This is a genomic window from Bacillus sp. 01N45, assembly GCF_056399205.1.
Genome location: NZ_JBFTQW010000004.1, coordinates 156,888 through 171,838 on the forward strand (window position 1 = coordinate 156,888; position 14,951 = coordinate 171,838).

Here is a 14,951-nt window from a genome sequence, read left to right on the forward strand (position 1 = left end):
CTTCCTTAATTCAAAACATATGATAATAATATTGAAATAAAATCATTATTTATGCAACTGGAGGAGATTAAAATCACTAGGACAATTATCTCTCACTTTTATAACGAGGAGTATTTATTACCATGGTGGCTTATGCATCATACAAAAATATTTGATCACGGCATATTAATTAATAGAGGTTCTACAGATCGTTCTGTTGAAATTTGTAAATTATTTGCTCCCAACTGGGAAGTACGAAATTCAAGATTCCTTGATTTCGATCCCACTAATACTGATATTGAGGTGATGGAAATTGAAAGAGAGGTTTCAGGTTGGAAAATGGTATTAAATACTACGGAATTTCTTTGTTGTAACAATGTAGAAGAGTTTTTCTCATCACTTCATACGTTAGGCCAAAATATGTATGCAATTAGAATGATTGTCATGATTGATAAGCATAATTACAATTATTCAAAACTAAGATATTCTATTCCGTTAGTAGAGCAACGATATCACGGGCTCTTTCCTTATAAACCAGAAATCGGCTGTGCCTGGAGATTTATACACAACCATCTTAACGGCGCATATTTACCAGGCAGACATTTTACGCAGCACCAACCTATCGTTTATAACTCCCCTTCATTCATTTTAAAATTTTATTTTAGCCCTTGGAACGAACATACAAAGGCAAGAAAATTACAAATTACACCTACTCTTTCAAAAACGGGTGTTCAAATGGGCCTTCAAACTCATTATGGTCAGTCCTCTGAGGAACTCGAAACTCGATTTTTAGAGCTTAGTAACATAACACAAGATCTACGTAATCACCCTGAGTATCAACAATTATTCCCTAAATTCAAACCTTAACATTTCTCACCCTATCATGTTCCACACATTTTTACGCACTTAGCTAAAAACCATACCATTTGTATTTCATATGAATACTGTATATATTATAAATTTTTATTTTAGGAGGAAAAAATGAAAGCTGTTATTCTTGCAGGTGGATATGGAACAAGGATTGGGGAAGAAACTCATTTAAAACCAAAACCTATGATTGAAATTGGAACAAAGCCTATTTTATGGCACATTATGAGTTTGTATAGTCATTACGGGATTACTGAGTTTATTATTTGCTTAGGCTATAAAGGATATGCAATTAAAGAATTCTTTCTAAATTACAACTTACACATGTCCGATTTTACGATACATTTAAGTGACAATACAATTACGAACCACTCTCATCGCATTGAACCATGGAAAGTTACATTAATTGATACTGGTCTAAATACCGAAACAGGTGGACGAGTTAAAAAAATACAAAATTACGTCGGGGATGAACCTTTCTGCCTCACTTATGGCGATGGATTAAGTAATGTAAATATAAAAGAACTCATTGCATTTCATAAAAAACACGGTAAAATGGCGACTGTTACAGCCGTACAACCTCCTGGTAGATTCGGTTCTCTCGTATTAGATAAACAGTCTGTCACATCCTTCCAAGAGAAGCCACTCGGGGATGGCGGATGGGTTAACGGTGGATTTTTCGTTTTAAACCCTGATGTTTTCAATTACATTAGCGGAGATAAATCTGTTTTTGAAACAGACACTTTAGTTCAGTTAGTAAACAAAAATGAACTAGCCGCATATCAACATTCTGGTTTTTGGCATCCGATGGATACATTGCGCGATAAAAATAAATTAGTCGAGCTATGGGAAAGTAATAACGCTCCGTGGAAGGTTTGGTAATATGGCTTCTTCATCTTTTTGGAATAAGAAAAAAGTATTTATTACAGGACATACTGGCTTTAAAGGCTCATGGCTCACCCTTTTTTTAACTTCTTTAGGCGCAGAAGTAATTGGCTATTCTTCTCATCCACCATCCATTCCAAACCTTTTTGAACAATGTAACGTAGCAAAAGAGTGCATAACAATTAAAGGCGACATTACAGATTACGATTCTTTATTACATGCCCTAAAACATCATAACCCTGACATACTATTTCATTTAGCTGCCCAGCCAATCGTCACCACTTCATACAAAAATCCTATCGAAACATTTAAGACGAATGTTTTAGGTACTGTTCACGTATTAGAAGCGGCAAAACATATAGAAAGTATACGCGGCATCATTAATGTTACAAGTGATAAATGCTATGAAAATGATGGGAGCGGTAACCGTGCATTCGTGGAAAGTGACCGATTAGGAGGTTTCGATCCTTATAGTGCTAGTAAAGCTTGTGCTGAACTAGTGGCGACTTCCTATCAAACCTCATTCTTCCGCACTAACACTCAGAATCTTGCCTCAGTAAGAGCAGGTAACGTTATCGGCGGCGGTGATTGGGCAAAAGACCGATTATTCCCAGATGTCATTCGTGCATATTTACAAGATGCTACGTTAAATATTAGAAACAAACACGCTATCCGCCCGTGGCAACACGTATTAGATCCTTTACATGGCTATATCCTTTTAGCTGAAAAACTTTGGAAAGACGCCGAATTTGCAGCGGCGTGGAATTTCGGCCCGATAAATGAACCTAACAGAACCGTTCATAATGTCATTCAATCTATAATGAAATTATGGAATAAACCACTAACAATCCTTTCTCCTCATACAAACACTCCTTATGAATCACCTATTTTAACACTCGATAGTACAAAAGCAGTAAATAAACTCGGTTGGACTCCTAAGTTATCAACAGATCACTCTATCGCTTGGACTGTTGATTGGTACAAGAAATATGCATCTGGTGAAAATATGGAATCTTTCACGCGCCAACAAATCGATGCATTCAAAAATTTATAAGGGGGCTATAAAATGGAACTGAAAAAATGCCGTTTTTGCCACTCATTACTAACAAATACTTTTCTAGATTTAGGTGTTTCCCCTCTCGCTAACTCATTTGTAGATCCAGAACACTCATATAAAATGGAACCATTCTATCCACTGCACACGTTTGTCTGTACCTCTTGTTTACTCGTACAATTAGATGAATTTGAATCTCCTCACAATATTTTTCATGACTATTTATACTTCAGTTCTTACTCATCAAGCTGGCTACTACACGCTAAGCAATATGTAGAAATGGCGATTAAGCGTTTCAACTTAACCAATCATTCGAAAGTGATTGAAATCGCGAGTAACGACGGGTACTTATTACAATACTTTCAAAAAGAAAATATCGAAACGTTAGGAATTGAACCAGCAAAAAATGTAGCAGAAATCGCTATCCAAAAAGGAATTCCTACTGAAGTGAATTTTTTCAGCAATGACTTTGCAAAAAAATTACCAAAAGCTGATTTAATCATCGCAAATAACGTATTGGCACACGTCCCGAACTTACATGATTTTGTCGCTGGTTTAAAAACGTTATTAAAACAAGACGGAACAATAACAATTGAATTCCCGCACTTATTAAATCTCATATCCTTTAAACAGTTTGATACGATCTACCATGAGCACTTCTCCTATTTCTCACTTATAAGTCTTCAAAAAGTTTTAGCTCATCATCATTTACAAATTGTCGATGTAGAAGAGCTTGCAACGCACGGTGGTTCCTTACGTATTTTTGTAAAACATCATAGCGACAAATCCACTATCCATTCCAGTGTTACAAAATTAATCGAAAAAGAAGTAGATCACGGGCTAAATACATTAGATTGTTATCTCCTTTTTTCTAAACGCATCGAGCAATTGAAAATAAATATTTTAAAGTTTTTTATCGAAGCAAAAGCTTTAAACAAACAAATTATTGGTTACGGTGCACCAGCTAAAGGAAACACCCTTTTAAATTATTGCGGAATAGGAAAAGAATTTTTAGCTTATACAGTAGATAAAAACCCTCACAAACAAAATCTCCTACTACCAGGAACACGCATTCCAATAAAATCTCCAGAAGAAATTAAGCGTACAAAACCTGATTACATTCTCATACTCCCTTGGAATTTGAAAGATGAAATTATGAAAGAATGCTCTTTCATTCGTGAATGGGGCGGCAAATTTTTAGTAACCATTCCAGAAGTTGAGGTAATTGAGCCATGAAAAAAATTCTTGTAACAGGCGGTAGTGGATGGATTGGTAAATATGTTGTAAATTCTCTTATACAAAGGGGCTATGAGGTGCACGCCACTTATCATACAAAGAAGCCTTCTCACATCCCTTGCCACTGGCATAAAGTAAACTTACTTTGTGATGAAGAAGTAAAAAAACTCATTTACGACATGAAGCCTAGTCATCTCATTCATTTAGCTTGGGAAGCAGTGCCGCCAGCTTGTTATGTATCTATTAATAATTACTATTGGCTTACATCCAGCATCTCATTGATTCAGCACTTCACAACATGCGGCGGAAAGCGAGTCGTTGTTGCCGGCACCGGCGCAGAGTACGAATGGTTTAACGGCGTACTATTTGAAGATTCACCGCTTCTTTCCTATAAAACACCGTATGCATTATGTAAAAACGCACTACACTCTTGGCTACAAACGTACGCTGAGCAAACCGGCCTCAGCATGTGTTGGGGCCGCATCTTTCATATGTATGGCCCTCACGAACAAGGGAATCGGCTCGTTTCTAACATTATCACTTCCTTATTAAAAAATGAGGAAGCACTATGTACACATGGAAAACAATCAAGAGATTTCCTCCATGTGAGCGACGTCGCTGATGCTCTCGTAACAGTATTAGAACATGGCGTTACAGGCACAATCAATATCGCTTCTGGTCAATCTGTACAAATTAAAGAATTAGCTTCTATCATTGCTAAAAAGTTAGGAAAAGAACATTTAATTAAACTAGGTACGATTCCTTTCTCTAAAGATGAACCTTTATTCGTCGGCGTTAATGTAGAGCGTTTAAAAACTGAAGTAAATTGGAAACCAACATACGATCTAAATACTGGGATCGAAGAAACAATTTTATGGTGGGAATCATTTATAAAAAAACATAACGATACGCACCACTAAAACGCAAATCCTTCGTCCCTCTCGCTAAATCCTTATACCATTCTTCTAATTTTTCAGGTGTAATAATATGATGTGTTCCCATTCCCCCATGCTTACTAGCTTCAGAAAGAGTCGGGCCAATTTGTAATTTCCTCTTTCTCATCGCATCGTTCCAAGGGCTGAAACCAAACCATGCAATACACGCAAGTGGCGGATAAATCATAGATTCATGTGCAGATAAATGTCTCCCAACCGTATAACTTCCGTGTTCATGATTATGAATAAATCTACCTCTTCTCCATAACGCCCAATCTTCTGGTAAATAACCATGAAATCGCTGTTTCATTAAAGGTATTCCAAAGTTAAGGTCCGGATAATTATAGTTAAGATCATCGACCATAATAAGCCCTTCCAGCCAATACATCCTCCCTCCCAATTCATTCAGGGATTTCCAAAACTGATTTTTATCTTGCACACAAAGAAACTCGGTCGTATTTAAAATTATTTTCCATCCTTTTACTTCTTGTTCTATCCTCATCACTTCATGATCTGTCGCTAATGCATCAAATTCTGGATTTGCAGAATCTCGTACTTCCCAGTGTGGTGCGAATTTTTTACAAATTTCAACCGAACGATCTGTTGAACCTTTATTAATTAAAATGCCATGATCAAACAGTTTCGTATGATGAGCAAGCCACCACGGTAATAAATACTCTTCATTGTAAAAATGAGAAATAACGGTTGTAGTTATAACAATCTCCTCCTCGTTCTCTATTAATCTACTTTTTCATCCTACTCTTACTATACTTATCAGTTATGTAATTGGTTTCTTTTATTTTTAAAATATGTTTTTCTACCATATACTATGCTTTCTTAGACAACCACCATTTTCTAAAGAAACATCCCAATAAACTGAAAATTAAGTTATAATATCTTTATTAAATTATGAAGGAGGAATGCACTCATGTACTACAACACTTCATTCGAAAACGATCAACCTGTAAGCCGTCTATAAACTAAGGCGGGCATTCATATAACACTTAACACTATGCCTCGTCTTAGGGAACTCATAAAACCCTAAAAATAGACGGAGGTACTTTACATGAAACAAACAATTTTAGGAGCTATATGTTTATCACTAGCAGCTAGTATATGGGGCGGTATGTATGTTGTTAGCAAATATGTACTCGACTTTATCCCACCACTGACACTCGTTTGGCTACGCTTTATTATCGCTTTCGTTGTTTTATATTTCATTTTGAAAATAGCTGAGAAAAAGCAAAAGAAAAAAGTAACCATTCACAAAAAAGATTGGCTACTCTTCGCCTGGATTGGATTTATCGGCTATTTCATTTCGATTACTTGTCAATTTATCGGAACAAAATTATCTGACGCTCATACAGGCTCTTTAGTAACATCAGCTACACCTGCATTTATGGTTATATTTGCAGCGATCATTTTAAAAGAAAAACTAACCGCTCGTAGACTGCTATCTACTATCATAGCGACAATCGGTGTAATTATCGTCATTGGATGGGATATTGAAATTGGCTCCTATTTTATCGGTACAATCATTTTAGTTGGGGCCGCTATTACGTGGGCTTTACTATCCATTTATGTGAAGATTGCTTCAACTCGATTTTCATCCTTAGTTATCACAACGTACGCCATATTCTTTTCACTCTTTTTCATTACACCTTTTATGATATGGGAACTACAATCAACCTCTATCGAAACAGTAAACACGTACGTAATATTAGGCGTAGTATATTTAGGAGTCGTCTCAACGGCAGGTGCCTTTTTCCTTTGGAATAAAGGGTTAGAATTAATGGACGCAAGCATCGGTTCCTTATTTTTCTTCTTCCAACCTATCGTCGGATCATTGCTTGGTTGGTTACTCTTAAATGAGACATTAAATATTAACTTTTTTATTGGTGGTATTCTTATTATATGTAGTGTTTTCATTACTACTTTTGAAAAGAAATGAAAAAACAGGCAGAGATTCTTAATCTCTGCCTGTTCCACATTCTTTACGCACTCCAATGCGATGGACGGGACAACACTTTCGGTAATTTCGTATGTTTATCCCCTTTCGCTGCATTAATTTGAACTTGCGTCAGAAAAATACTATTTGTGAAATCCGCCCCGCGAATATCTGCATCTCGCAAATCTGCTCCGATAAGATCTGCTCCTCTTAAATCTGCTCCATTTAAGTTAGCCGCAATTAAATAAGCTCCTCTTAAATTCGCTCCTTGTAAATCTTTATTCTTCAAATTTGCTCCCATAAGGTCTGCTCCGCGGTGACTAATTCGTTTCTTACGCGCGGCATTCATTTCCTTCCAAACTAGCTCACTCGTTTCTAAAAGTAACACATTTACTTCCGCACGGTGTAATGGAATATTTACTTTCATTAACTCGTCCGCATTTAAATTTGATAAGCGCTCTGTCTCTCCAATTGCTTTACTTAGTTCTTTATGAATCGATTGTGTCGCCTGTAAAAGAATCGCCTCATTCAAATACCACAGTATTTCATGAAGCTGATGCATAACTGGAAAAGCATCGTACATTTTTCTCGCATGCTTAGCATCTTTCCGCCAATCAATCCCGTTAAACGTAACTTGCGAAATCTTCTGCCCAGCACCAAAACACTCAAACACTGTACAACCTTTATAACCTTTTCCTCTAAGATTTTTATGTATGCTACATTTAAAATCTGTTTGTAAGTTAGAACATGGCTTCCCGCCATCTTTATTCACCGCAAAATCTACCGATGCTGCGAACGGTAACGCCACGCAACATAAACCGAAGCATTTTTCGCAGTCTGCTTTTAAATGATCGTTATGATTAGTCAAAATATATACCCCCTGTTGTCTTTTGACTATTTCATAATATTCCAACCTTATTAAATAATCAATTTAAAAATAAATGAGCTTCTTTCATTTCAAATCATAACTTTATCATTCGATTTCCTTTCAATTGAAAAAGACAGCTTCTATCTAATGAATTATAATTAAATTATAAATATTCAAACTAAAAGGAGACTTACTATGGCACTCGAAATGAAAACAAACTGTCAAATTTGCGATCAATCTCTCGAATCAAATTCCGAAGCCTACATTTGCGTGTATGAATGTACATTTTGTGCACCGTGTACAGAAGAAAGACACAACGTTTGCCCAAACTGCGGCGGCGAATTAGTACGTAGACCGAAAAAGAAACAATAAAAAGCAAAGCGATATCGCTTTGCTTTTTTACTGTTTTTGGGATATATAGAAATTCTACCAATCACAAATTAAACGTTCAAAAACTTCACACAAACAGGCTCTGGTACAACAACATCAGACTGTAGCAGTGTTAATTTTCCTGTCGTTTCATTTCTTGAAAATAGCACAAGGTTATGTGACTTTTCATTTGTAGCAATAAGAAACTTTTCAGTCGGGTCTAATACAAAGTCCCTCGGCCAATTTCCTTCTGTAGATGTATGTGCAACAAATGTAAGCTGGCCTGAATTTTGATCCATACTGAAAACAGCAATACTATTATGACCGCGATTCGCCGCATACACAAAACGGCCGTCAGAAGAAATATGAATCGCACTTCCTTGACTATTGTCATCAAATTCTTTTGGAACGGTAGAAATATACTGCAACTCTGTAAAGGACCCTTCTTCCGGATTATATGATAATGCAATAACTTCCGAACTAAGTTCAGTCATTACATACGCATACTTTCCGTTCGGGTGAAAAGTAATATGTCTAGGACCACTTCCTGGGTTCACAGACAAGCTATTCACTTCCTTTAACTTACTATCTTTTATTTCATACGTAATGATTTTATCAATTCCTAAATCAACGCCTACCACATATTTTTCATCAGGAGTATATCCCGCGTAATGCGCATGTGGTTTTTCTTGTCTTTCTTTATTTGGACCAGAACCTTCATTTGCCATAATCGATGTAACAGGATTTACAGTTCCATCTTCTTCATTAACTACGAAAGACTCAATTGTTCCTTTATGGTAATTTGCTGTAACTACCGTACCGTTTTCACTATCCACACTAATATGACAAGGAGAAGCCCCTTCTACTACTTGTCTGTTTTGTTCCGTTAGCTCTCCTGTATAACTGTTAATCGAATAAGCAGCTACACCACCAGCTTCGCCTTCCTTAACAACAGAATAGAGATATTGATTATTTTTGCTAATCGTTACATATGTAGGGTTATCCAGCTTAGCCGCAAGCGTTACATTACTAACTTTTTGTGCTTCTGTATTTAAAGTAAAAGTATATATCCCTTCACTATTTTCTTTCGTGTACGTTCCAACATATCCAATAAACTCTTTGTTATCCGTCATTTTCATAACCCTCTCCCTATAGTTTTTGTTCATCATACTTCTTACCAAGTTCATAAAACTATTTTTGATTGAAAGAATATCCTAAAAAATCGGAGTACCTCTTTATAAGTTACCATATTTTTCTGCCAAATAACCTCTAAACCCATTTTTTCTGAAAAGCTGCTATACTTTCATATTCTTCTTCCAAGTGACGGGCCAAACGAATATAGATCGGTATTAATTCTTTATATTTCTCCACACTTTCCATGTTTGGCTCATGATAAAAATTGGCACCTACCATATTAGAAACTACATGTAATGTATTTATTTCACCTAAACTATATAAACCAAGGATAGCTGCTCCTAGACAAGAGCTTTCGAAACTTTCAGGAACATATACGTCTTGATGAAAAATATCTGCCATCATCTGTCTCCAAAGTTCCGATCTTGCAAAGCCACCTGTCGCTTGAATTTTTTTCGGTTCGCCAATTAGCTCTTTTAAAGCAAGAAGAACTGTATACAAGTTATAAATGATTCCCTCTAAAACAGCACGGATAAGATGCTCTTTCTTATGATGTAGTCCAAGCCCAAAGAAAGACCCCCGCGCATTCGCATTCCATAAAGGAGCTCTTTCTCCTGCTAAATACGGATGAAATAATAAACCATCAGATCCAGGATTAACTTTTGCTGCTATTTCAGTAAGCAATTCATAAGGATCTTTTCCTAAGCGCTTCCCATGCTCAACTTCTAACGCACATAATTGGTCACGAACCCACCTAAAAATCATACCACCATTATTCACCGGTCCACCAATTACCCAAAGGTCCTCAGTTAACGCATAACAAAAAGTCCTACCCTTCGGATCCGTTACAGGATGATTTGTGACAACTCGCACTGCACCGCTCGTACCAATTGTAATAGCAACTACTCCAGGTTTTATTGCATTCACACCTAAATTCGATAGTACTCCATCACTCGCTCCTATTATAAAAGGAGTAGTAACAAGTACATTCATCTCTCTTGCAAATTCTTCATCTAATCCTATTAAGGTGTGCGTAGTTGGAACGAGTTTAGAAAGCTTTCCCTCCGAAATTCCTGCAACACGAAGAGCTTCTTCATCCCATTTTAAAGATTTCAAATTGAACATTCCTGTTGCTGATGCTATAGAATAATCAATTACATATTCCTTAAATAACTTATAGAAAACATATTCTTTAATAGAAATGAATTTATAGCTATTTGCAAATAAATCAGCATGTTCATTTTTAAGCCAAACTAATTTCGAAAGTGGTGACATAGGATGGGTTGGTGTTCCAGTACGAAGGTAAATTTCATGACCATTCATATCATTCTTTATTTTTTCTGCCCAACTTGCACTTCTATTATCTGCCCAAGTAATGCATCTCGTTAACGGCTTCCCTGCTTCGTCTACAACAATGACACTATGCATTGCCGAACTAAAAGAAACACAAAGAATATCAACTGGCTGTACATTACTTGATTGTATAGTCTCTTTAATCGTATGTATGACTGCTTGAAAAATCTCTTCTGGATCTTGTTCTGCTATTTCTGGTGCGGGCGAATATAAAGGATATTCAATCCCATAGCTTGCAATTACAGATCCATCGATCGAAAACAAAACTGCTTTTGTACTAGTTGTCCCAATATCTACACCAATCATATATTTCGAACTCACTATGTAACCCCTTTCAAATCATTCCTATAACAAACGAGCACCATGGTGTCTACAAAAAGACGCTCCCTTATGAGAGCTACGTTTTCATAAACTTCACTCTCATAAGGGGATCCTTTTTATAACCATTGTGCTGTTTTGAAAATGCATGGTGTCTTTTCATATCGCTGCTTTTACGTAATAAGGTACCAAACTCGAGATTTATTTTAAAGGATGAAGTTACATAGAGATTGGTCCTCTCGTGAAAAAGCAATTTGTGTAAACTTTACTTCCTTATAACTTAGGCGCCTTCGCCCAATCCGCAGCAAACTTCTCAATACCTTGGTCTGTTAATGGGTGCATAGCAAGTTGTTCAATTACTTTATAAGGAATTGTTGCAATGTGAGCACCTGCCATTGCTACACGAGTGACATGGTCTGGATGTCTAACAGAAGCCGCAATAATTTGTGTATCTAATTGATGAATATCGAACAATTCAGCTATTTTAGCAACTAATAGTACGCCATCTTCAGAAATATCATCTAGGCGACCTAAAAATGGTGAAACATACGTTGCACCTGCTCTAGCAGCTAAAAGGGCTTGGTTCACAGTGAAAATAAGTGTAACGTTCGTTTTCACACCTTTTTCAGTAAGGTAGCGACAAGCTTCTAATCCTGCTAGCGTCATTGGAAGTTTTATCGTGATGTTTTTATCACCACCGTTAATTTTAATCAGTTCTTCTGCTTGAGAGATCATTTCTTCAGCTTCTACAACATCTGGAGTTACTTCTGCCGAAACAGATTCAACTTTAGGCACTGCCTGACAAATTTCTGCAATACGGTCTTCAAACTTAATGCCCTCTTTCGCTACTAAAGAAGGATTCGTTGTAACGCCGGCTAAAACTCCAAGTTTATATGCTTTTTTTATGTCCTCAAGATTTGCAGTATCAATAAAAAACTTCATAATTCATTCCCTCCATTTTTTAAACATTAACGAGTTATACTTTTAAAATGTTTATTTCTTTTCTACTGCATGTCCACCAAATTCATTGCGCAGTGCTGCGACAACTTTTCCTGTAAAAGTATCATTGTCTAATGAACGGTAGCGCATTAATAGAGACATTGCGATAACCGGAGTTGCTGTTTGAAGGTCTAATGCTGTTTCTACTGTCCATTTTCCTTCACCAGAAGAATGCATAACGCCCTTAATCTCATCCAGTTTCGCATCTTTAGAAAATGCATTTTCAGTTAATTCCATTAACCAAGAGCGAATAACTGAACCGTTGTTCCATACTCTTGATACTTTTTCATAATCGTAGTCAAATTCACTTTTCTCTAGAATTTCAAATCCTTCACCAATAGCAGCCATCATACCGTATTCAATTCCGTTATGAACCATTTTTAAGAAGTGACCACTACCAGCTTTTCCAGCATATAAGTATCCATTTTCTACAGCTGTATCTCGGAAGATAGGTTCAACGATATCCCAAGCTTCTTGATCTCCTCCGATCATGTAACACGCACCATTACGAGCGCCTTCCATTCCGCCAGAAGTTCCTGCATCCATAAAGTGAATACCATCTTTCTTTAATTGCTCATATCGGCGGATAGATTCTTTATAATGCGAATTACCAGCTTCAATTAAAATATCTCCTTTTGATAAAAGCGGTGTAATCTCATTAATAACAGAATCAACAACAGCGTGCGGAACCATTACCCAAAGAATTCTTGGTGATTCCAATGATTGAACAAGTTCGGTTAAACTAGATGTACCTGTAGCACCGTACTCTTTCATTTCTTCCACCGCACTCGTATTTAAATCAAATGCTGCTACTTCATGTTTATGATCAATTAAATTCTTCCCTAAATTTAATCCCATTTTACCTAACCCAATTAATCCTACTTGCATAATATAATTCCTCCTCAAATCATCTTTTATTAAAAATCCATATCACTACAATTTGGAATACCGTTCAGCATTGATAAGTTAGTATGTACAGAAAGGTATTCATAGTCATAGCTTAAGAATTCAACACATTTTTTGTAATTTGAACAACATTTTCTGTCGTAAATCCAAATAGATTCATGACTTCAGATCCAGTACCTGAAGCTCCAAATGTTTCAATTGATAGTACTTTTCCTTCTTTTCCTACATAACGCTCCCAACCGAGAGATACACCCATCTCAAGAGATACTCGCTTCGTTACAGAAGACGGAAGAATGGATTCTTTATATTCGTTCGATTGGCGATCAAATAATTCCCAGCTTGGCATTGCAACGATCCGAACAGAGACATTGTCTTCTTCTAGTTTTGCTTTTGCACTAGTAGCTAAAGAAACTTCAGAACCTGTCGCAATTAAAATCACATCTGGATTTTCATTCGTTCGTGTTAATACGTAAGCTCCTTTAGAAAGATTCTCTATGTTTGCTTTCGTTTCATTAAACACCGGTAAATTTTGACGGCTAAGTACTAAAACGACTGGACCATCCGTTTGCTGTAAAGCATACGCCCACGCACTTGCTGTTTCATTTGCATCTGACGGGCGAATAACTGTTAGACCAGGAATTGCCCGAAGAGCTGCCAAGTGTTCAATTGGTTCATGCGTTGGACCATCTTCTCCTACAGCAATCGAATCATGTGTAAATACGTAAGTAACAGGTAACTTTTGCAATGAAGCCAGTCGAATAGATGGACGAAGGTAATCATTAAATACAAAGAATGTACTTACGAAAGGTTTTACTCCGCCATGAAGAGCCAGTCCATTCGCTGCCGCGCCCATTGCATGTTCACGTACACCGAAGTATATATTTCGGCCAGCATACGATTCTACTGCATACACTGCTTCACCTTTTATATCTGTCATCGTAGAATGAGAAAGATCCGCACTTCCACCGAAAATAGAAGGAATTGATTTCACATAATGGTTAATAGCTTCCCCACTTGCAACACGAGTTGAAATCGTTTTTTCAGTATCGAAGGATAAAATGTCTTTCGCTTCGATTAAAACTTCACCTGTAATCGCTTTTTCTAATTCATCTGCTAGTGCAGGGTTCAACTCTCTGTATACGTTGAACTGCTCATTCCATTCGTTCTCTTTTTCAATACCTTTTTGTTTCAGTTCATTAAAATGAGCTGTTACTTCTTCAGGCACAAAGAAATCTCCCTCATAATGCCAACCATACACTTGTTTTGTTGCTGTCGCTTCTTCTACTCCAAGCGGGTTACCATGTGCTTTGTTCGTTCCAGCAACTTTTGGACTTCCGTAACCTATAATGGTTCTAATTTCGATAAGAGTAGGTTGATCGGTATTATCTTTCGCTAATTGAATCGCTTTTGTAATAGCATCAACATCGTTTCCATCCTCAACTCTTACATATTGCCAATGTGCAGATTCTACCCTTTTCTGCATATCTTCAGAGAAAGCAATATTTAATTCACCATCAAGTGAAATTTCATTGGAATCATACAGTACAATTAACTTACTAAGTTTCATATGCCCAGCCATTGACATCGCTTCATAAGCGACACCTTCCATTAAGTCACCGTCTCCAACTAAAGCGTACGTATTATGATCTATAATAGAGTGACCATCCTTATTAAACTTCGCTGCTAAATGCGCTTCTGCCATTGCCATTCCGACAGCATTCGCAATACCTTGTCCTAACGGTCCCGTAGTCGCTTCAACTCCAGAAGTATGACCAAATTCAGGATGTCCCGGTGTTTTACTATTTAACTTTCGGAAACTTTTCAAGTCATCAATTGAAACGTCATATCCAGCTAAATGAAGCAAGCTATATAATAAGCTCGATCCATGTCCCGCCGATAAAACGAAACGATCACGATTAAACCATTTTGGATGATTAGGATTATAATTTAAATGATTCGCCCATAATGCATAAGCCATCGGTGCTGCTCCCATCGGAAGACCTGGATGACCTGAATTTGCCGCATTAATCGCATCAATCGATAAAGTACGAAGTGTATTCACTGCTAATTGATTTATGTTTTGTGCCATAGTAATCGTCC

14 protein-coding genes are annotated in these 14,951 nt (G+C 36.9%); 7 read left to right on the top strand and 7 right to left on the bottom strand.

The window, feature by feature from the left end; all coding sequences use genetic code 11:
* Nucleotides 1-51: 51 nt before the first annotated feature.
* From AC1DMU_RS11305 to AC1DMU_RS11325, 5 genes are all read left to right on the top strand, one after another.
* Nucleotides 52-846, top strand: coding sequence for a glycosyltransferase family 2 protein (locus tag AC1DMU_RS11305; RefSeq protein WP_048546514.1), 795 nt, complete (start codon nt 52-54; stop codon nt 844-846).
* Between the two features lie 114 nt (nt 847-960).
* Nucleotides 961-1,728: a glucose-1-phosphate cytidylyltransferase gene (gene rfbF / locus AC1DMU_RS11310; protein WP_046957912.1), complete on the top strand. Its 768-nt coding sequence runs from the start codon at nt 961-963 to the stop codon at nt 1,726-1,728.
* A 1-nt stretch (nt 1,729) separates the two neighbouring features.
* Nucleotides 1,730-2,785 (top strand): CDP-glucose 4,6-dehydratase, encoded by a 1,056-nt coding sequence (gene rfbG, locus AC1DMU_RS11315; protein WP_048546516.1) that lies wholly within the window; start codon nt 1,730-1,732, stop codon nt 2,783-2,785.
* 12 nt (nt 2,786-2,797) lie between these two features.
* Nucleotides 2,798-4,021: a class I SAM-dependent methyltransferase gene (locus tag AC1DMU_RS11320; RefSeq protein ID WP_048546519.1), complete on the top strand. Its 1,224-nt coding sequence runs from the start codon at nt 2,798-2,800 to the stop codon at nt 4,019-4,021.
* On the top strand, nt 4,018-4,941 hold the full coding sequence (locus AC1DMU_RS11325; protein ID WP_048546522.1) for an NAD-dependent epimerase/dehydratase family protein: 924 nt from the start codon (nt 4,018-4,020) through the stop codon (nt 4,939-4,941). The genes AC1DMU_RS11320 and AC1DMU_RS11325 overlap by 4 nt, the downstream gene beginning before the upstream one ends.
* Here AC1DMU_RS11325 and AC1DMU_RS11330 read toward each other — a convergent pair.
* Entirely contained in the window at nt 4,910-5,695 is a 786-nt protein-coding gene (locus AC1DMU_RS11330) for a glycosyltransferase family 2 protein (protein WP_088064065.1), read from the bottom strand. The genes AC1DMU_RS11325 and AC1DMU_RS11330 overlap by 32 nt on opposite strands.
* A 327-nt stretch (nt 5,696-6,022) precedes the next feature.
* Between AC1DMU_RS11330 and AC1DMU_RS11335 the strand changes: the two genes are divergently transcribed.
* Complete coding sequence (locus AC1DMU_RS11335; protein ID WP_088064066.1) at nt 6,023-6,907, top strand: DMT family transporter; 885 nt, start codon at nt 6,023-6,025, stop codon at nt 6,905-6,907.
* A 43-nt stretch (nt 6,908-6,950) separates the two neighbouring features.
* Here AC1DMU_RS11335 and AC1DMU_RS11340 read toward each other — a convergent pair whose 3' ends face one another.
* Nucleotides 6,951-7,772 carry a pentapeptide repeat-containing protein gene (locus tag AC1DMU_RS11340; protein ID WP_088064067.1) on the bottom strand — a complete coding sequence of 274 codons (822 nt, stop codon included), beginning with the start codon at nt 7,770-7,772 and terminating at the stop codon, nt 6,951-6,953.
* A 195-nt stretch (nt 7,773-7,967) separates the two neighbouring features.
* On the opposite strand from AC1DMU_RS11340, the gene AC1DMU_RS11345 reads away from it, so the two are divergent.
* Complete coding sequence (locus AC1DMU_RS11345) at nt 7,968-8,144, top strand: DUF1272 domain-containing protein (RefSeq protein ID WP_060487780.1); 177 nt, start codon at nt 7,968-7,970, stop codon at nt 8,142-8,144.
* Between the two features lie 68 nt (nt 8,145-8,212).
* Here the strand turns inward: AC1DMU_RS11345 and AC1DMU_RS11350 are convergent, their stop codons facing one another.
* The 5 genes from AC1DMU_RS11350 to tkt all read right to left on the bottom strand — a co-directional run bounded on the left by AC1DMU_RS11350 (nt 8,213) and on the right by tkt (nt 14,940).
* Complete coding sequence (locus AC1DMU_RS11350; protein ID WP_142291807.1) at nt 8,213-9,274, bottom strand: lactonase family protein; 1,062 nt, start codon at nt 9,272-9,274, stop codon at nt 8,213-8,215.
* Between the two features lie 136 nt (nt 9,275-9,410).
* Nucleotides 9,411-10,952, bottom strand: a complete 1,542-nt coding sequence (gntK, locus tag AC1DMU_RS11355; RefSeq protein WP_088064069.1) for a gluconokinase — start codon at nt 10,950-10,952, stop codon at nt 9,411-9,413.
* A gap of 267 nt (nt 10,953-11,219) precedes the next feature.
* On the bottom strand, nt 11,220-11,888 hold the full coding sequence (gene fsa / locus AC1DMU_RS11360) for a fructose-6-phosphate aldolase (protein WP_087984123.1): 669 nt from the start codon (nt 11,886-11,888) through the stop codon (nt 11,220-11,222).
* Between the two features lie 51 nt (nt 11,889-11,939).
* Nucleotides 11,940-12,833, bottom strand: a complete 894-nt coding sequence (gene gnd, locus AC1DMU_RS11365; RefSeq protein WP_088064070.1) for a phosphogluconate dehydrogenase (NAD(+)-dependent, decarboxylating) — start codon at nt 12,831-12,833, stop codon at nt 11,940-11,942.
* A 112-nt stretch (nt 12,834-12,945) separates the two neighbouring features.
* A complete protein-coding gene (tkt, locus tag AC1DMU_RS11370; RefSeq protein ID WP_088064071.1) occupies nt 12,946-14,940 on the bottom strand; it encodes a transketolase in 1,995 nt (664 codons plus the stop codon).
* Between the last annotated feature and the right edge of the window lie 11 nt (nt 14,941-14,951).